The organism is Paenibacillus sp. UMB7766-LJ446 (genome assembly GCF_030226665.1).
GTDB classification, from domain to species: Bacteria; Bacillota; Bacilli; order Paenibacillales; family Paenibacillaceae; genus Paenibacillus; species Paenibacillus vandeheii.
The window spans coordinates 356,441-375,594 of the sequence record NZ_JASOYM010000004.1 but is presented as its reverse complement, the minus strand read 5'-3'; the positions used below and the strand labels follow the sequence as shown (position 1 = coordinate 375,594).

Below are 19,154 nucleotides of genomic sequence, written 5' to 3'. Positions count from 1 at the left end.
GCTCAATATTCATGATTCCCTCCACGCACCTATCTTTTTGACCCTCTGCCCATCACCTCTTCGGGTTCCCCGTTTAGGATTTCCAAAGAGTGGCACATTTAGTTGCAGGCAGCTGTGTTTGACGTTTTCTCAAGTGTTTGATTTATTCCTGTTTCTGACGAAGATAGACCTAAAAGAACAAAAAAACAAGCTGTCTCCAATAAAATCATGGAGCGCAGCTTGTTTCCTGTCCTCTTTATAATTAGTACCCATCTCCCTATAAAGTATCGGGCATAGAATTAGTTCAATTTGGTGAATAACCACTTTTGGGCATCTGTTCCGTTATCATTCCATTGCTGGACCGCGGCCCCATCCGCTGTTGAGGAGCTCGCAACATCTACCGCCAACCCATTCACCTTGGAAATAATTTTATAGTAACCGTTACCCGCATCCTGGATGCTCCACCTTTGGGCGTTAGAGCCATTATCATCCCATTGCTGGAGTTGTACGCCGGCTGATGCTGTTGAGTTGGGCACATCCAGAACTTTTCCACTATGAACAGCTGTGAGTTTATAGAAACCATCTCCTGTGCTATCGACTCTGAACGTCTGGTTGCTCGCACTGTAGTTGGTCCATTGTTGTACTTTAGCCCCGCTTGCTGTGGAGACATCCACAATATCCAACACTTTACCGCTTGCTTTGGAACCGATCGTATAGAGGCCCCCGCTGACAATATTCGGTGTACTTGCTGCTGCTTGATATACACGCACATAATCCACAAGCATTTGTGATGGGAACGGTGTCGCATTATTAGGGCTGCCAGGCCAATTTCCACCTACAGCCATATTCAACAGGAGGAAAAACGGACGCTGGAACTCTTCCGTGTTTCCTGTTCCATTTTCGATGTAAAACTCATTAAATTGTTTACCGTCCACAAACCATCTAATATATTTGGAGTCCCATTCGATGCTGTACACATGAAATTGGGAAAAATCAAGATTTTCCGATATCTTTCCATAATCGGCATGCCCGTTGGCATCCCAATGCACGGTACCGTTTACAAAAGCATTGTTGTTGACCCGTTCCATAATGTCGATCTCTCCGCTCTTGGGCCAACCGACGGAATTAATGTTGCTTCCCAGCATCCAAAAAGCAGGCCAGAGCCCTTGACCCGAAGGCAGCTTGATACGCGCTTCAACTTTACCGTAAGTAAAATCTTTCAACCCCTGGGTTTTGATTCGTGCCGAGGTATAATTGCTGCCATTGTAATTTTCTTTGCGCGCGGTAATGACGAGATTTCCACCAGTAACTTGCAGGTTCTCGGTACGATTCGTATAATACTGCAATTCATTATTTCCCCATCCGCCGCTGCCCGTACCAATCTCTGCAGACCAATTCGACGTATTCAGAGAGCTTCCATTGAATTCATCACTCCACACCAGATTCCAATTGGTCGCTGCATTTGTCGTCGTGCCAGGCAGTAAAGCGATCAGGAAACTGAACAGCACCAGCAGACTTACGATTTTTCTTTTCTTTAACAAACTTTTCCCTCCCCATATTAACGGACTGATACTGAACAGAGATACCCCATTTTTCTCAATCCGTAACAACGTTTACATTAAATGTATTCTGTCTGCGACTCAATTATTTCTATCCATGAACAGGATATACACTGGACAAGACAGCATTTTGAAGTATTCTAACAGGTCTGTGCGAATGAACGGTCCAAGGATGCTCAATGGAACGTTTTTGTTCAAGCATTTCGTTATCCTACACATCTCGATTCACATCAGCTGCTGCATCAGAACGATCCGATAATGTTCCAAATCATGGCGGAGAAAGCTGTCCGGGAAAACATCCCCCTTCGGGATCACAAGTCCAGCATTCAACACATGCTAAGCCAGTCCCCCGGATGACAGATACGATTCTGCTGGATACTTACGGAGATCAGGAGGGTTTGCAGCGACTGCTTTTACATTTATTTAGGCTCCCAGATGGCATCACCGAGATTGTATGTCATCCGGGATATGTAGACGATGCTCTTCGAGAGATTTCCAGCTGGCTGGACATCCGGGAGCATGAACTTGCAGTATTTGTCGATCAGACAATCCCCCGAACGCTACAGGCGCTGGGCATTGTACCGATAAACTATAAAGCGCTGAAGGACATACCTGATGAACGCTGCAAACTACCACCAATACAATTGGAATCACCTCCCAAACCTGTAGAAAAAAAAGGGCCTAGCCATGTGCGGCAGCGGATATTGAAGCGGAAGCGTATGGCTAAGATACATCGTTTGTCCCAAAAACGAAGAAAGCTCCGTCGCAGTTCTTCAACCCGAAAACGAGTATAACTCATTGCGGAATCGCACAAAGAATAGGGCAATAACCAATACATAGTCCTATTGGTTATTGCCCTTAAATATTTCCTATTCCAGTTCTAATTTAAATACGACGGGTGAGCCGCTATGCACGTTCCTTGTCGTTATCGTCAAAGATTCTTCCGTCCTGCTCCATTCGGGTTCTTCGTCGAAGCCCAACACCTGAATATTCCTGATCAGTCCATGAAAATGATGGGAATTCTCCTTTAGCGACCGGATATGAACAGTCCCGTTCTCCGGGTAGACCAGAACCGTCGCATAGAGAAAGCTTTCTTTTACGGTAAAGCGAATATCCTCACTTGTAAAAATCTTGGTCTCACCATCTGTAAACTGCCCTTCTTTCACCTCTGTTGGCCCTTCCCCATACGTCCGCCAGAACGTCGTGTCATAGATCGCCTCACCATTCACCTCCAGCCATTGACCTATGGCAAGCAGAATGTTCTTATCTTCATCGGGAATGGTCCCATCCGCTTTGGGTCCAATGTTTAACAGAAGACTGCCGTTTTTGCTTACAATATCGACGAGATCCCGGATAATCTCGACCGCAGATTTATAATCATTATTTTCTGTATAACACCATGAGTTTTTGGCAACTGCTGTATCCGTTTGCCAGAAATACGGCTTGAGGTCAGTGAATTGTCCTCGTTCCACATCCGGTACGGCACAACCGAGCATAAAAGCATCATGTTTATAGTTAATCGCTACCGGGATACCCCACTCTTCGCCTTTGTTATAGTAGTAGGCGCTGAACTTTTTCAAGTAAGGTTTGAACGCAGCCGTCTGGATCCACCAGTCAAAATAAAAAACGCTTGGTTGGTAATCATCCACGAGTTCACAGCAACGAATCAACCAATCTTCCAGATATTCATCCGTTGGAGGTGAGCCATATAAGTCATGATGATCCGGCTCGGGCATAGCAGGCCAGTAGAAATCACCGCGCCGGAGCGGTTCCTTGATATCCGAGTCAAACGCTTTGCCATGAGACATGAAGAACCAGTGCTCCGCCCGATGAGATGACACGCAAAGAACCAACCCCTGCTTCTCATATGCGGCCTTCATCTCCCCCAAAAGATCTCGTTTGGGTCCCATTTCAACTGTGTTATAGTGAGATATGGCGCTGTTATACATTTGGAATCCGTCATGGTGCTCTGCGACTGGCATAACGTATCTTGCTCCTGCCTTTTTAAAAAGCGCAGCCCATTCGTCTGCATCAAAATTCTCTGCCCGAAACATTGGAATAAAATCTTTATATCCAAAATCCTTCGGAGGCCCGTAAACAGCAAGGTGATGCTCATGAGCTTTGGAGCCTTCCATATACATATTTCGCGAATACCATTCATTATCAAATGCAGGAACGGAGTATAGTCCCCAGTGAATAAAAATACCAAATTTCGCGTTACGATACCACTCGGGAACCTGGATTGCACTCAGTGAATTCCAGTTGTCTTTAAATTTGCCTTCGTTAATGGTCGCTTCAATACGTTGCAAATATTCATTTTTGTCCATTATGCAATGTCACCCTTCCGTTATCCTATTCACCTGTATTGTAGTGACTTGAGCCATAGATAGACATGAAGAGCATTAACTTTTAGATGGACAATATTAACCTTTGTAAGGAGATGAAGATTGTGAATGACAGGACACTGCTCACGAACCACTTATCCAATCTGCAGGTTGAATTGTTCATGGTCAACTATAATCGGTGCGAAACGGACTGGAAAGATGTCGATTACACACCTGATTACAGTAAGTTCTATTTTATCTGCGAAGGGGAAGGCTGGCTCAAGATTGGAAATCAGGAATATTACCCAACACCTGGCCAACTGTTTTTGATGCCCGAAGGAATAAGACAGTCTTACTCTGCCATCAGTGATCGTCCTTTTCTCAAATACTGGTGTCATTTCAGCGCCAAAGTCGGAGGCCTCAACCTGTTTCAAATTCTACGGCTCCCGCACTTTTGTGCGCCAGCTGATCCGAGACTGGTTCAGGAAACCTTTCATAGCATCCTTACTTATGCCAGATCGGGCGAGGTCTATGCTCATATGATGGCCAAAAGCAAGCTAATGGAGTTATTTTCCTATTATGTGATGAATCTGGATCTCAATCAGATTTCTTATGTAAATGCGCCTGTCATGGAGAAAATGTCTGCGATCCTTGCTTATATCGAATCCAACGTCGAACAGAATATTACGGTTCAGGATCTGGCTCAGATCGCTTATATGCATCCCAATTATTTTATTCGTTTCTTCAAGCAGCAGATCGGGGTTCCACCCATCCACTATATAACTAGCAGAAAAATTGATAAAGCTAAGGAGCTCCTGACCTCTACATCAAACACGGTGACTGCCATAGCTGAATACCTCGGGTTTAGTGACTTGTATTATTTCTCGAGACAATTCAAAAAGCATACAGGGCTTAACCCGACAGAGTATCGCAGACAAACAACGATTATAATCTCTTGAGGAATTATGTAACTTTCACCTGAAAAAGCAAGCGGAGTCCCGCAAAGGGAACTCCACGGTTAGTACTGGCTACGGTTACCCTCTCCTTGCTCTACCACTTTTTTGACTTCTCTTAAATAGGCGTACCCATAATCGTCATCCGGTTCAAGGTACGCTCCTTCCGCCCACTCATTCCATGCGTTAACGAACAGGAAGCCACTACCGTTCCATTCCCTGGCTCTCGCCATCTGTCGTGATAAATACAACCCGAATTTTTCAGGTGTTGAACCGACAGTGCTCTGTCCATCAACCGACCGACGCGGCGTATTATCCCAATTTACGAATGCACCAGGATATACTACTTCCCCGTTGCGGTGCGGTGTTCTTTCGAGAATGGATGACCATACCTTATCGTAGTTGACCACAATGTGCTTCTGCCCCTTAATGTCCAGTTCAATCCAGATTCCATTCATATGACCATGTGCAAACGTATAGTGAGGCTCGAATTCCATGCTTGCATCAAAGATCGGGGGATTAAAGGTAGGAAAACCACCTATCGTCTGCACAAAATGAATACCCTTCAGTCCATGTTCTATCGCAAGCCTGCGCCAATAATGAATCATTTCCTGACATCGAGGTATGCTGGCAGGCCGATAGATCAGAAATAACGGCTTTCCCTCAACGCGAATATATCGTTCATCCTTAAACGCTCTGAGCAGATAATCGAAATGTTGTTTCCAGTCGCGCTCATCTCCGTAGTCCTGGGAAATAAGAATATCCGATTCGAGTCCATCCCATTTGCGTGTCCAGGTTTCATTGGCCCATGACAGACAAAAAGGGAAATCCGGTTCCCCACTGTCCAAAATTTCATCAAACGGTTTTTCTAGCAATCGTTTACCCTTGAACCAGTAGTGATAATAGCAGAATCCGTATATTCCGTAATGCTTGGCTGTTTCGGCTTGCCATTTGCGCACCTTGGGGTCAGTTAAATCATAGTAGTTCTGATGCAATGGTTTCTTGGGCTGCAGATGGCCTGGATACAGCGGTGTTGTTTTTTTTACATTCGTCCATTCTGTAAATCCTTCTCCCCACCACTTATCATTCTCCGCAATCCGATGAAATTGGGGTAAATGTAACGCAATAAGCTTCAAGTAGGCTCCTCCAATTGACAGATGTATTCATTGGAAAATAATATCCATAAGTTGCAAACTTTTATGAAGATAGGATTGATTGTACTTCATATACGAAAGCGTTCGGGAGGCAGACAATCTCCGTTGGTCCACATGGTCCCAATAATGGCTGAGCTTCTGTACGAGGTCTTCGAGAGAGTCATAGTGCTTGAAATCGTCCGTATTCACAAAACCACAGGAAGGCGAAATCAGTTGAAACGTTCCGCAAGCTGCTGCCTCCATAATACGTTTCACCGATGAGTTGTCCTGAACAACAATTTTGGTGCCGTTGTACAACTTTTCCCGATTCTCATGAGGTTGAACAGGTACACATGCGCCGAAATTCTCCCATCCCTGTCCCTCTACTCGCACTTTTTTATCCGATAACCATGCATGGCCGGCTAGAGCATACAGACAGCTGCCAGGCCGAGCATCTCCTATGATATAGACATCCGACTCATATTCTCTCCCTACAACCTGAGGACAGAACACAGCAGGGTTCGGCGGGAAAGGAATTTCATGACACAGGACATTCCCCATATGTCGATAGAATGGAATGTTGGCCGAGTTCTGTGTAAAAACATAATCAAAATAAGGAATTATCGATTCCATATGTTTTACACCCGACTGATCCGACAACCATATTGCCTTTTTGGCAGAGGATGTCCTCAATGCTTCTAGATTCTGATTCGACAGAACATCTTCTCCATCCAGTACCAGAATCAAATCCAATTCCTGTCCTGTGTGATCAGCCAAGGGCTGAATCGTTTTGATCTCATTGATATGTTGGACCAAATGCCTCAAGCTCTGTTCGATCAAAATAGAGTTTGCAGAGCCTTCTCGTTCCATGGAAGAAGTAATCAGGAGAACCTTCAGCTGTTTATAATGAATACGGGGAGAATCTGGAACGTTCTCGCTGTCTCTTCGATCCATGCTTTGTTCCTTACTCTCCTGAATCACTTTCATTAAATGCTGATGTAAATCTGATTGCTGCACGACTAGATGTTGCCGGATCGATTTAAGTTTTCGGTTCAAAGCTGCGTTCATTTGTCTAAGGAAAAGCTGATTGGACTGCTGGACAGGGCGCCGATTCCTTTGAGACTTGACTTGCATACGCCTCCTTTTTTTGATGACCATACCCTCCAATCACACAGCAAATTAATCCTCATTGCCTACAATATGCATTTGTCTTTGGCTAGGTCACTATCGCTGTATTTTTAGGTATTTAACTACTCAAAGATAAGATAGGCTGCGTCATTCTCTGTAAATGTGCCACAACCCCGTGTCCATCCGATTCTTGTCCTCATAAAATATATCAATACCAGATAGGAGTTGATATGATTGCCAACATTTAGTAGCATTCTTGTCACGGGAAACCAGACCATCAATCAGGATTTGCAGGTGGACGGTAATGAAACGGTTGGGTTGGACCTTCAGGTTAACGGAGACCAGACGATTGTTGGCAGCTTGCAGATTAACGATAGTTCCTCCATCACAAATAATCTGGGGGTCGGTGGAGTTATTGAGGCGGGGGACAGTGTAAAAGCAACGACCCAGTTAATGGCCTTGAATCAGCCTACTCTTCCAACTGCCCTGCCGCTCATCCAACAACTGCTCTATTACAATCCGGGTGCACTGAATCAGCCTGGTCTTGTGTTAACAGGGACGAGCGGGAATCAGTATGTGCTGCTGTTTATTGATGAGAGCAGCGGAACACCAAATTTAGCGATCCAAAGAGTATAGGCTCACTGGACGCCAATATAAAAAGGCGATACAGAGAGATTTTTTCTCCGTATCGCCTTTTCTTTCCATGCCATCCACTATCTAAACAGCCTGTTAGAACTACTTCCCGCCGAGCTGGGGGAACACTGCATTACTCTACTCTTGGTTGATCAAAATGGACAATGCACTCTTGGACTCCAGTTGGAAACTTAACAGATCCTCTTCTTTTAGCTGAACCTGTACATTTCCTGTCTCTTCTCCGTCATTGAAAAGCACAACGGCAATCGAACCATCTGTATTTTTGAAGGCTACAGAACGAATGGATGCCTCATTGGAGGAAGAGTCAATACGTACCGCTTTGGGACGAATCAAGGCACTGAAATGAGCCAGAGCATAATAATCGAGAGTATACGTAAGCTCTTTAGTTTGCTGGTTGACCTTCACAATGCCACGACATGTACTTTTCCCGAAGCCAGGAACAGTAGGGCCGTTGTTCTCATCAAGTGCCATATTCCAGAGTACAAAAGATTTGCTGTAATTGCGAAGAATCTCAATACCTGTTCTGATTACATTGGAGAAGGCCTGTTCGAATGGAGGAATCCACTCCCCACCTGATCCTTCGGTGAAGTGCACCTCTTTACCGGCAAAGGCTTCATACACCTTCGTTTGAGCCGAGGCTTCGCCTCCATACCAGTGCCAAGCCACTCCATCTACCTCTTCTCCCGCCTCTTCAAGCACGGTCAGCGGATAATCCGGACGATCCCAGTTGTGATCATAACAGAGGATTTTGGACTGAATATCATTTCTGTCCAAAGCAGGCTTCAGATGATTCTTGATAAAGTCTGCTTGTGCTTCTGCTGGCATCAACATGCCGGGATAATGACCCGGTTCATAAAGTGCTTCATTCTGTGGTGTCACGGCATGGATAGGTAATCCATGCGAAGCGTAGGCTTGGATATACTTCACAAAATACTCCGCATATGCCGGATACCACTCATTCTTTAATTGACCTGTAATCATGGAGCCACTTGTTTTCATCCAGCCCGGGGCGCTCCATGGTGAAGCGAACAGCTTCAGATCCGGATTCAACTCCAACGCCTTTTGGGTCAAAGGAATAACATCCGCTTCATCGTGTGCAATGCTGAACCCGGAACATTCCGGGTCCGTTTGGTTTGCTGGCAGATCATTATAGCTGTACACCGTTCTCGCATAGTCTGAAGCTCCCATCGGATTACGAATGACCGACAATCCAATGCCTTCCTCGGGATGGAACAACCGGGTCATGACTTCAGCTCTCTGCTCTTCGCTTAATATCTGGTTGATCAGATAGGCAGATGAATCGGTAAAAGAAGCCCCGAAACCATCCATCTCCTGATATGTTTGCTGATCATCCAGAAGGATTGTCGTTGTCTCCGAACCGGAGTCTTGCGGTTGTAATTGATCTGGGGATACGGATACAAACAATGCATCTTCTCCCGTAGATTTGTACATTTTCAATTTCGTCATATGCTTTCCCTCCACAATCCTCTTATTGGATACCCAATTTCTCTTTATTCAGTTTCATCTTCTCACTACGTACCTTCACGATGTCATCCCAACGGTTATCACCCAAGAATGACTTGTAAGCGGCAAGTGCATTGTCAAACGAGGCATCGTCCTTGGCACGTACCATGCTTACCAGTGTGGAGTTCCACTTGGCGTTGATCGCAGACAACGCACGTGCTTCAGGTGTTCCTTGATTCGGACTAATATTCTCGAGAATGAAGTGTGGTTTCAGCTTTCCTTTACCCCACTCTTGCATTTGTTTAATAGCTTCCGGGAAAGCATCCGCACTCAGCGCTTTGTGACGGTCATGACCAAAGAACATGAATTCACCCATCCGGTATTCCTTCTTGAATTTGTCCGCATTGTGCAGCTGCAGGTCTTTCACAGCTGGCAGCAGCTCAACCGTACCATCGGCATTCTTTTGATACGTCTCGCCTTCAATACCATAGTTCATCAGAAGCTGACCTTCTTCACTAAGGAGATACGTATAAATTTGAATCGCTTTGGCCGGATCTTTGGCATCCTTGGAGATGAAGTTGATCATCCAGCCTGTAATACCGGATTGATTAAGTGTCGGTGCATTGCCCTTGGTGCTTTGCGGTCCATCAATGGCAACATACTCTTTGCCTTCATTGGCACTCAGATAAATTTGCAGATTTCCTCCCTGTTGAGGAGTTCCATCCAGCAGCATCGTTGCATATTTCCCGGATTTTACTTTTTCCTCAAAGGCCGTACCATCATCAGCAAAGCTGTCATCACTAATGTTTCCGTCTCTGTATACCTTATTTAACGTCTTCAGCCATGTAAGATAATCTTCATCCTGATTGCGATCGTAGAATTCTCCATTTGCAGTTTCAAGCGGCACGCCAATGAAATCCTGCAATACGTCTCCGAGTGAACCTGTGCCTTCACCGATGGAGTTAAAACCAAATGGAATCAGCGTTGGGAACTTTTCCTTGATCTGTTTCATCACACTTTCGAATTCCTCTGGCGTTCCCATGACAGGACTTCCGATAGCTTCGTATACATCCTTACGGATGATAAATGCTGTTTTGGCCGGAATGTTACCGCTATCATAATCGGCTTGCGTATTGGAATAGTTTGGATAGCCATACGTCTTGCCATCAGCTAACTGGAACCAGTTCAGCGTGTCGGCAGCAGCTACCTTGTTAAAGTATGGATCATATTTTTCCGCAAGATCATTCAGCGGCATAGCCCAGGTTGCAGCTTTTTGCACCACCGGGGAGTTGGAGTCAAACACGGTCAGCAGGTCAGGCATGTCACCACCGGCAAAGAACGTGTTTAATTTCGTATCATCACCTGTAATGAATTTGATGTTGATGTTTAAGTCTTCTTTGATCTTCTTGGTCACAATGTCTTTGCCAAAATCCGTGTTCCACCAGTCCGCATTAACGTACCAGGTCAGGTCTGTAACCTCTTCCTTTTTATCCAGCTGCCAGGCTGGTTTTTCCGGATCGACGGTATAGCGATCTTCAATGGAAACCCAGTTCCCTTCGCTCGAACCCCCTGAACCACTACTGCAGCCTGTAATCATGATCACTGCTGTCAGCAATGCCGCGCACAGTTTAACTCCTTTTTTGCCTGCTGCCTTATTCATTTTGAACATATTGTTTCCTCCTTAAAGTTAGGTGAGAAATATGGAATAGAGCGAACTTTTTAATGTACCTTGATGCCTCTTACTCCTTGACCGCTCCCAGCATCATACCCGAGATAAAGTACCTTTGAAGGACGGGATAGATCAGTACGATCGGCAGTGTGGTAATAACAATCGTGGCTAGTTGTACCCCTTTAGTCGTTGTTTCAATGACTGCCGAGCCGCCGATATTTTGCATCGATTGCGTCTGGGACTGAACGATAATTTCGTACAGCATCATTTGCAGTGGATACAGTGACTGATCGGTAATGTACAACTTGGTTGTCATAAAGTCATTCCACTGTCCCACCCCATTGAACAGTGCGATGGTCGCCATGGCTGGCATGGACAGCGGGATAAAGATTTTCAGGAAGATATGCCAATCCCCTGCACCATCAATTTTGGCTGACTCCTCCAGAGAATCCGGGACATTCCGGAAGAAATTCATCAGAATGACGACATCATAAAAGCTGAACAAAGCCGGAATAATGTACACCCAGAAGCTGTTGAGCAGGCCGAGTGATTTGATCAATAAATACGTTGGAATCATTCCACCAGAGAAGAACATTGTGATAACACCCATGGCAACGTACAGTTTACGACCACGTATGTACTTTTTGCTCAGACCGTAGCCGACCATGGCACAGAAGAACACGTGTGTAACAACGCCGATGGTTGTTTTGGAAACCGAGATGAAGAACGCTTGCCAGATGTTCGAATCGTTGAACACGGCTCTGTAATTCTCCAGCGAGAACTCCGGTGACCAGAAGATGAACCCGCCTTCCGCCAAAGCTTTGCCTGAGCTAAAAGAAGAGATGATGACATTCCAGAGCGGGACTATAATAACAACAGTACAAATAACGAGCAAAATAATATTTAAGGTATCAAAGATCCGACTATCAAGATCTTCTTTAGCCGCCTTTCCATTCACACGGGATGCCCCCTTCTACAGCACAGATTGATTATCGTTTAATTTGCTTGTAATTTTGTTCGCGGTGACCAGCAGAATAACGGACACGATCGAGACGCCCAGACCAACCGCGGTAGCATACGAAAAGTCACCCTGTGACATCCCCATACGATATACATACGAATTGATAACTTCGGCTTTGTCACGGTTCTGCGAGTTCATCAGAACCAGCGTCTGGTCCAGATTGGAACCAAGTAAACCGCTTACAGTAAGAATCAGGTTAAGGCTAATAATGGACTTCATGTTGGGCAATGTAATATTCCAGATTTGTCTGAGACGACTTGCACCATCAATTTTGGCTGCCTCATAATACGTAGGATCAATCTTCGACATAATCGCCAAATACAGAATCGTTCCCCAGCCGGCCTCTTTCCAAATATCGGATAAGACTGCAATCCACCAATACTTCCCTGCATCCAGCAAAATGTTTTGCGGTTGCGAGATGACTCCCAAGCTGAGAAGCAGCTGATTAAATAATCCCGTTGTTGAGAACCAGGTGATTAACATACCGCCCAGTACGATCCAGGACAGAAAGTGAGGTAGATATGAAATCGTTTGCACAAACTTTTTGAAGCGTCCGCTGCTTAATTCATAGATCATGATTGCCAGAATAATCGGAATAACGAATCCAATACCCAATTTCAAAAAGCTGATCCCCAGCGTATTAACTACAGCATCCCAAAAGTATTTGTCTGACATAATAATTCTGAAATTTTCCAACCCGACCCAAGGTGCGCTAGACAGTGTATCAATGACGGTGTAATTTTTGAAGGCAATCGTCAATCCATAGATCGGAATGTAACAAAAAATAATCATAAAAATGATGCCGGGTATAATCATCGATTGAATTTCCCATTGTCTTCGGTAATCGATGACGAACTCTTTCATTCTTTGTCCGATCGGTTTCCTTCCTCCCGGCCTTACAGGCTTTTTACCGGTTGACGTCTCTACGGCTAATTTACTCACGCTCTTTTGCTCCCCTCCAACTTAAGCATTTCTTCATAAAAACGTTTTTATTTTTCAGCAAAAAAACCCCCTGATCTCAATTCTATCATTAAAAAAAGACCGGAAATGATTGAATACGTTAGGTTAAATAATCACTCCGGTCGATCTTCACATGACTTGAACCCCGTATAATAAGTTCACCCGCCAATTTTTGTGAAACTCCATGTTCCTTCTTCTTGATCATGCGAACCAGGTGGTTGATCGCAAGTATACCCTGCCTCGCAATCTGATTTCTTACGGTACTCAATGGCGGGGAAAAATATTGGGCAATATCAATATCATCGAAGCCTACTACACTTACATCCTGAGGAACCTCAAAGCCGTGCGACTTCAATGCATGGATGCAGCCAATTGCACTCACATCATTTCCTGCAAGAAAAGCATCAGGCAGCTTGGCAGGATGCAGATGAAGAAAAGATTTTACAGCACTGTAGGTGCCCTCTTCCTCAAAATACCCTTGTAGGATGTAATCATCATCCAGCGGAAGCTGGTATTCACGCAAAGCGGCCAGATATCCATCTCTACGCTGATTACTATCAAACATAGTGTCCACGCCGGAAATGTAGGCGATTTTCTTGTGACCCAGTCCAATTAAATACTTGGTCGCTTCGTAACCCGCCACATAGGAGTCAAAAATGACGCTTCCCATCGTATCGCTCTGATAGACCCGATCCAAAAATACGGCCTTGATCTTGTCTTTCTCCATAGCGACAATATCCTGCTCATCAATCCGCAGCTCTTCGTAGATGATAACACCATCCACACGCCGTCCCAGAATATTACTCATAATGACCTGCTTATCCTTGGTCACAAATACATTCAGCCCGTAACCCAGACGATCGCATTCGCGAGACATGGATTCAACCAGCTTATAAAAATACGGACCCGACACACTTGTGGTGAAAAAGCCCAGCATTTTGGTTTGTCCGGACTTCAGCAGCTTGCCGTTCAGGTTGGGGACGTAGTTTAAACGCTCTGCTACCTTCAGGACATGCGACTTCGTCTCCGGGTTCAAGACATCCACGCCGTTCAAGGCGTTGGAAACCGTAGAAATGGATACACCGGCTTCCCTTGCAACATCTTTAATTGTAATCTTTCCCATAATATTTGTTCCTTTGCTATAAAAACGTTTTTATATATTTTAAATTAGCATAAAACCGTTTTCAATACAACACTTTTATGAATACATCCGATAAATCTGTTGTAACTGCTCTTCCAATCGATCAAAGCGTACAAAACGATCTGCTCGAATATATTCTTTTTGCTCTACAAACATGATCATTGTCGGGACTGTAAAAATTAAAAACCTCGACGCCACCTCTTCCACCTGGTTCGCATCGACGTGTCCCAGGTATACCATAGGGTACGCCTCAAGCAGTTCCCTGATTTTAGGAAGCAATGCGTGACATACACTGCACTCTGGTCGAGATACGTACAAAAAAACCAATTCATTTTGTTGAAGAAACTCGTCAACCATTTCTATGGATGTTAACTCACTGTGTTTTTTCATAGAGGACTCCCTTCCGCTGTTGGCGGTTTTAGCTAAACTATAGTTTATCATGCATGTTTATCCGGTACAAAATGTGTACGTATCTAAAGCTAAACATTTTCTTTTCAAATACAGCCTGCCTGGATTACAATAAAATGGAATATCATCCCAAATGAAAAGAGGTTATTCAATGAAAAAATCAGTTCTTTTTCTGTTCACTGCCCTGATTGTCGTGTCCTCCTTCTCCGCTTATGCACCCGTGTCTAACGCCTCTGGCGATACTGGAGTCAGCCTGCAATCCGATCGGCAACAAGGCACGGTAAAATAAACAATACACACTTTTCCAAAAACACTCTTTCAAAAAAAGATGTTGCACAGAAACAGCAGGCGACCAGTTCGGATAACTTCCGGAGTTGGTCGCCTGCTGTTATTGTTCTTTTCATCGATTCTTACGTCCAGTCTCTCTTGCGAAGATAGGATTCGAATACAAATGTTCCAAAAGGCAACAAGCCGGCTACCAATCCCATGAACCAGCGTGAAGCTTTCCATTTCTTCACCACTGCCAAATGCACAAGTGCAATCAGATATAGCGGAAAAAGAATGCCGTGAATCATGCCCATAATGGTTACTGGGGAAGATATATCGGCAAAATATTTTAGCGGCATGGCTATAAAAATCAACAGCAGCAACGATACCCCTTCCCATATGCCTGCAATTCTGAATCGACCTGTCACTGTCTTCACCTGTTCTATCTCACCTTTCCAGCGGTTAGTTTGTGAAATATGTAACTTGTTACAAGATGCTTCAAGTTGAAGCTGCATCGTATGTAATGATGCAGCTTCTTGCAACTTCTTGTTCAGTATACCGCATGGTTCCGGTTCAAAAATGCTTCAATTTTGAATAATTGATGACTGAACTACCCGTGAGTGAGATATTGACTTTTAAATTCAAAAATCGCATCAACAGCGCAATGATAACCGCCTGATTTTTGAAAGGACTCCCTAATATTTGCAGCAGCTGTCTTGAAAGCAGAGACGTTTAACACTTGATCTACCGCTTCACGCAGCTGACGGGCAGCCAACGTTTGCATAGATAAACGGATGCCGGCTCCCCTGCTGGCCACCTGCTCAGCAATGATCGGCTGATCCGCGCTTTGAGGAAGTATAATTAGGGGAACCCCGAAATATAGTGCTTCATTCGTACTGTTCATCCCGCCATGTGTGATGAATAATTTTGCAGACTGCAACACATCCATTTGTGGAACATAACGTTTAACGATGAAATTTTCCGGGATTTCTCCCAAATCAGCCATTGGTGTTTTCTCCCCTACAGACATGACAATGGTATAATTGGTATTCCCAAAGACTTCAAAACAAAGCTTATAGAAATCAAGAGCTTGGTTAAAAATTGTACCCAGTGAGATGTAAATCGGTCTTTTCCCTTTAATTGCTGCCAGGTCGAATTCTTCATGCGTTAGTCGCGAAAAGATGGATGGTCCTACAAAATGATACGTGTGGTCAAATGCTTCTCCATCAGGCTGGAATTCCCTTGTTGTATATACGATGGTAAGCGGTGCGGGATTGCAAAACACTTCGTAGGGAGAAGGAATCTCCACTTCATATTTTTCCTGTAATCTGATCGTCAGGCTATGGAACCTATCATTTATAGGTTGGACGATTTCCGCAGGAACATTGAAGTGAAATTGTTGTATCAAATGATTGAATGATTCTTCGGTCTGTGCAAATGAAGTACATGAATTAATAGCAGGAAGCTTCAAAATTTGCGCAAGCAAGCGTCCGCAGCCAAACATGGAATCATGGATAATGTAGTCAAAATGTTCACCCTTGATCTGTTCAAGCACGCTCGGAATGACGACATCTGCCGTAAGCAAAAGACCGTTAACCCGTTCAAGCAAATAATCTCTGCCACCTGAAATAAAGGCTTTAATGAATTTTTGATCGTCAAAGGTTCGAACTATAGCGCCCGTCTTCTCCATACGTTCCCGATACGCTTCTATCGTAAAGTACACAACCTCTTCTCCGCGTGAAACCAGCTCTTGCACTACCCCAATCGTTGGATTGACATGTCCCTCTGATCCACCATTAATGAATAATACCCGCGCCATTTCGACCACTCCTTCGGTATACTGCGCTCTTCTCCTGCACTTTGTAAGAATTTGCAAACGAGTACGTCCTTTTCCCCGCATTTAGGTAGTTGAACGCTCAATCAGTTGAAATTCCAGCTGCTGAGCCTGTAACTCCTGCTTGCCAAGGACGGCCCATAATCGATGAAAGGCCTGCGTAGCCTGTTCTGCAATCGGATTATGTATAGTTGTTATTCCAAGAACACGGGACAGCTCAATGTCATCGAAACCAACAATCGCAAGTTGTTCGGGAACCCGTATATTCTGCTTGCGTGCCTCAGACCAAATTCCAATCGCTGCATAGTCATTCGAACATAACACGGCTTGAGGCAGTTCTGGCCAACTCGCCATTCTTCGCATCGCTTCTTCTCCATCAGATGAGCTAAACACCCAATATTGATAGGCTTCACGCCATACAGGCAGACCCTTATCTGCCATAAATGATTCATAGGCTAACCGCCGGCTCTGGGTATTCAGGCTTTCTGCTCTGCCAAAGGCATTCGCAATACGTGTATACCCTTTGGAAACCAAATGCTCAAGTGCCAGCCTGTAGCCATGCGCCTGATCCATGGCCACTGACGGAATTTCATCATTTCCCATCCGCTGCCAGGATACAATCGGACCATACTCGCAATAGGCTTTCAGCTTGTCGGGATGATTGACACAGGTCATAATTACGAGTCCATCCACCCGTTTACTCCGCAGATCCTCGAACGCCTGCAATTCAATTTCCTTATCTCCACGCGAAGTATAAATCAAGGTCTGAAATCCATAATCCATCGCGGTATCAATGAATTGATTCATGAACGTAAGAATAATCTCGTTGGTTGCGGATGTGACAATCCCAATTTGTTTCGTCTGTCCGGTGGATAACGAAACGGCATTTCGATTCGGTATATAGTTGAGCTGTTTCATGATTTCCGTTATTTTCTGCCGGGCCTCGTCACTCACATGCGGTGAATGATTAATCACTCTGGACACCGTAGCCTTCGAGTAACCGGACTGCTTCATAATTTCATCGAACTTGGACACATGAAGTCTCCTTTCTTGCTGATTTTCTATGATGAATTACAGTTTGCCTCAAAATATATAAAAAGTAAAACTTGACGTGTAACCCGTTCCAACGTTTAAGCTTTTTTTATGCAGTGCTGCTGTATGTAACATCCACAATGAATTCATAACGATAGGAGCGATATGTATGAGTCATTCTCTACATCCATCATTCAATTTCCCCGAGAACTTTCTGTGGGGTGGTGCCATTGCTGCCAACCAGGCAGAAGGCGCATATAATCAAGGTGGCAAAGGATTGTCCACCCAGGATGTCGCACCTAAAGGTATCATGGGTCCAATTACTGAAGAACCTACTGAAGATAACATGAAACTGATCGGAATTGACTTATATCATCGTTACAAAGAAGATGTGAAGCTGTTCGCGGAGATGGGATTCAAGGTATTCCGTACTTCCATCGCCTGGTCCCGCATCTTCCCTAAGGGCGATGAGTTGGAACCTAATGAAGAAGGTCTTCAATTCTATGATGATCTCTTTGACGAATGTCTTCAATACGGAATTGAACCACTGGTCACACTTTCTCATTATGAGACACCTCTGCATCTTTCCAAGGAATATGACGGCTGGGTCAATCGGAAGATGATTGGTTTCTATGAGCGTTATGTGACTACTGTATTCAAACGTTATCAAAATAAAGTAAAATACTGGCTCACATTCAACGAAATCAATTCCATTCTGGAAGCACCATTCATGAGTGGCGGCATCTATACACCGAAAGAGAAGCTCAGCAAGCAGGATCTTTATCAGGCAATACACCATGAGTTTGTAGCCAGTGCTTCTGCTGTGAAGCTCTGTCATGAGATCATTCCAGGTGCGCAGATTGGCTGTATGATGCTCAGTATGCCGACTTATCCGCTCACACCGAATCCGGATGACATGATCAAAGTAATGGAATTCGAACATAGCAATTATTTCTTCGGAGATGTGCATGTAAGAGGCCGTTATCCAGGATACATGAAACGTTATTTCCGGGAAAATGGAATCCAGATTCAAATGGAAGATGGCGACGAAGACATGCTGCTGCATACCGTTGACTTTATTTCCTTCAGCTATTACATGAGTATCTGTCAAACGGCTGATCCGGACAAACAAGTTGCGGGTGAAGGTAATCTGCTTGGCGGTATACCTAACCCTTACTTGCCTGCAAGTGAGTGGGGATGGCAGATCGATCCGCAAGGACTTCGCTATGTTCTGAACATGTTCTATGACCGTTATCAGAAACCACTCTTTATTGTGGAAAATGGTTTGGGAGCTGTGGACGAACTTATTACCGGATCTGATGGTGAGAAGACAGTGGAAGATGACTACCGTATTCAGTATCTGAATGATCATCTTGTTCAGGTCGGGGAAGCCATTGAAGACGGTGTTGAAGTTATGGGATATACATCCTGGGGATGTATTGATGTGGTCAGTGCTTCGTCAGCACAATTGAAAAAACGCTATGGTTACATCTATGTTGATCGCCATGACGATGGTTCAGGAACACTCGAACGGTATCGCAAAAAATCATTCCACTGGTACAAAGATATCATCAGCAGTAATGGTAAGAGCCTAAAACGTTAAAAAATTGCTATCATTGCAAGCAGGT

18 protein-coding genes and 1 pseudogene are annotated in these 19,154 nt (G+C 44.6%); 6 read left to right on the top strand and 13 right to left on the bottom strand.

What is annotated here, in order from left to right; translation table 11 throughout:
* Positions 1-278: 278 nt before the first annotated feature.
* On the bottom strand, positions 279-1,520 hold the full coding sequence (locus QP794_RS12725) for an RICIN domain-containing protein (RefSeq protein WP_094938392.1): 1,242 nt from the start codon (positions 1,518-1,520) through the stop codon (positions 279-281).
* A 198-nt stretch (positions 1,521-1,718) separates the two neighbouring features.
* Here QP794_RS12725 and QP794_RS33160 point away from each other — a divergent pair.
* Together QP794_RS33160 and QP794_RS12720 are read left to right on the top strand one after the other, a co-directional pair.
* Positions 1,719-1,895, top strand: a pseudogene (locus QP794_RS33160) (hypothetical protein); the annotation flags it as partial.
* Positions 1,892-2,332, top strand: a complete 441-nt coding sequence (locus QP794_RS12720) for a ChbG/HpnK family deacetylase (RefSeq protein ID WP_285076997.1) — start codon at positions 1,892-1,894, stop codon at positions 2,330-2,332. The pseudogene QP794_RS33160 and the gene QP794_RS12720, both read left to right, overlap by 4 nt.
* Positions 2,333-2,407: 75 nt before the next feature.
* Here QP794_RS12720 and QP794_RS12715 read toward each other — a convergent pair whose 3' ends face one another.
* Complete coding sequence (locus tag QP794_RS12715; protein ID WP_285076995.1) at positions 2,408-3,865, bottom strand: alpha-L-fucosidase; 1,458 nt, start codon at positions 3,863-3,865, stop codon at positions 2,408-2,410.
* 122 nt (positions 3,866-3,987) lie between these two features.
* On the opposite strand from QP794_RS12715, the gene QP794_RS12710 reads away from it, so the two are divergent.
* The gene (locus QP794_RS12710) at positions 3,988-4,821 is read left to right on the top strand and encodes an AraC family transcriptional regulator (RefSeq protein WP_285076993.1); all 834 of its coding nucleotides are present in this window, start codon (positions 3,988-3,990) and stop codon (positions 4,819-4,821) included.
* A 59-nt stretch (positions 4,822-4,880) separates the two neighbouring features.
* Here QP794_RS12710 and QP794_RS12705 read toward each other — a convergent pair whose 3' ends face one another.
* Both QP794_RS12705 and QP794_RS12700 read right to left on the bottom strand, forming a co-directional pair.
* Positions 4,881-5,951, bottom strand: coding sequence for a glycosyltransferase WbsX family protein (locus tag QP794_RS12705; RefSeq protein WP_285076991.1), 1,071 nt, complete (start codon positions 5,949-5,951; stop codon positions 4,881-4,883).
* Positions 5,952-5,978: 27 nt separating this feature from the next.
* The gene (locus tag QP794_RS12700; RefSeq protein ID WP_285076990.1) at positions 5,979-7,016 is read right to left on the bottom strand and encodes a glycosyltransferase family protein; all 1,038 of its coding nucleotides are present in this window, start codon (positions 7,014-7,016) and stop codon (positions 5,979-5,981) included.
* 294 nt (positions 7,017-7,310) lie between these two features.
* Between QP794_RS12700 and QP794_RS12695 the strand changes: the two genes are divergently transcribed.
* Positions 7,311-7,712, top strand: coding sequence for a hypothetical protein (locus tag QP794_RS12695; protein WP_285076989.1), 402 nt, complete (start codon positions 7,311-7,313; stop codon positions 7,710-7,712).
* Positions 7,713-7,847: 135 nt separating this feature from the next.
* Here the strand turns inward: QP794_RS12695 and QP794_RS12690 are convergent, their stop codons facing one another.
* The 6 genes from QP794_RS12690 to QP794_RS12665 all read right to left on the bottom strand — a co-directional run bounded on the left by QP794_RS12690 (position 7,848) and on the right by QP794_RS12665 (position 14,375).
* A complete protein-coding gene (locus QP794_RS12690) occupies positions 7,848-9,197 on the bottom strand; it encodes a glycoside hydrolase family 30 protein (RefSeq protein WP_285076988.1) in 1,350 nt (449 codons plus the stop codon).
* 22 nt (positions 9,198-9,219) lie between these two features.
* On the bottom strand, positions 9,220-10,863 hold the full coding sequence (locus QP794_RS12685; RefSeq protein WP_079344355.1) for a type 2 periplasmic-binding domain-containing protein: 1,644 nt from the start codon (positions 10,861-10,863) through the stop codon (positions 9,220-9,222).
* Between the two features lie 70 nt (positions 10,864-10,933).
* Positions 10,934-11,821 carry a carbohydrate ABC transporter permease gene (locus QP794_RS12680; RefSeq protein ID WP_285076985.1) on the bottom strand — a complete coding sequence of 296 codons (888 nt, stop codon included), beginning with the start codon at positions 11,819-11,821 and terminating at the stop codon, positions 10,934-10,936.
* A 15-nt stretch (positions 11,822-11,836) separates the two neighbouring features.
* A complete protein-coding gene (locus QP794_RS12675; protein ID WP_179283052.1) occupies positions 11,837-12,826 on the bottom strand; it encodes an ABC transporter permease in 990 nt (329 codons plus the stop codon).
* A gap of 118 nt (positions 12,827-12,944) precedes the next feature.
* The gene (locus tag QP794_RS12670) at positions 12,945-13,967 is read right to left on the bottom strand and encodes a LacI family DNA-binding transcriptional regulator (protein ID WP_285076983.1); all 1,023 of its coding nucleotides are present in this window, start codon (positions 13,965-13,967) and stop codon (positions 12,945-12,947) included.
* A gap of 75 nt (positions 13,968-14,042) precedes the next feature.
* The gene (locus QP794_RS12665; RefSeq protein ID WP_079344352.1) at positions 14,043-14,375 is read right to left on the bottom strand and encodes a thioredoxin family protein; all 333 of its coding nucleotides are present in this window, start codon (positions 14,373-14,375) and stop codon (positions 14,043-14,045) included.
* A gap of 169 nt (positions 14,376-14,544) precedes the next feature.
* Between QP794_RS12665 and QP794_RS12660 the strand changes: the two genes are divergently transcribed.
* The gene (locus QP794_RS12660; RefSeq protein WP_285076981.1) at positions 14,545-14,682 is read left to right on the top strand and encodes a hypothetical protein; all 138 of its coding nucleotides are present in this window, start codon (positions 14,545-14,547) and stop codon (positions 14,680-14,682) included.
* Between the two features lie 121 nt (positions 14,683-14,803).
* On the opposite strand, the gene QP794_RS12655 is transcribed toward QP794_RS12660, so the two are convergent.
* The 3 genes from QP794_RS12655 to QP794_RS12645 form a co-directional block, all read right to left on the bottom strand.
* Complete coding sequence (locus QP794_RS12655) at positions 14,804-15,175, bottom strand: DUF3817 domain-containing protein (protein WP_285076979.1); 372 nt, start codon at positions 15,173-15,175, stop codon at positions 14,804-14,806.
* Positions 15,176-15,270: 95 nt separating this feature from the next.
* The gene (locus tag QP794_RS12650) at positions 15,271-16,479 is read right to left on the bottom strand and encodes a macrolide family glycosyltransferase (RefSeq protein WP_285076977.1); all 1,209 of its coding nucleotides are present in this window, start codon (positions 16,477-16,479) and stop codon (positions 15,271-15,273) included.
* 81 nt (positions 16,480-16,560) lie between these two features.
* Entirely contained in the window at positions 16,561-17,529 is a 969-nt protein-coding gene (locus QP794_RS12645) for a LacI family DNA-binding transcriptional regulator (RefSeq protein ID WP_285076975.1), read from the bottom strand.
* Between the two features lie 166 nt (positions 17,530-17,695).
* On the opposite strand from QP794_RS12645, the gene QP794_RS12640 reads away from it, so the two are divergent.
* Positions 17,696-19,129 (top strand): glycoside hydrolase family 1 protein, encoded by a 1,434-nt coding sequence (locus QP794_RS12640; protein WP_094938383.1) that lies wholly within the window; start codon positions 17,696-17,698, stop codon positions 19,127-19,129.
* The last annotated feature ends 25 nt before the right edge of the window (positions 19,130-19,154 follow it).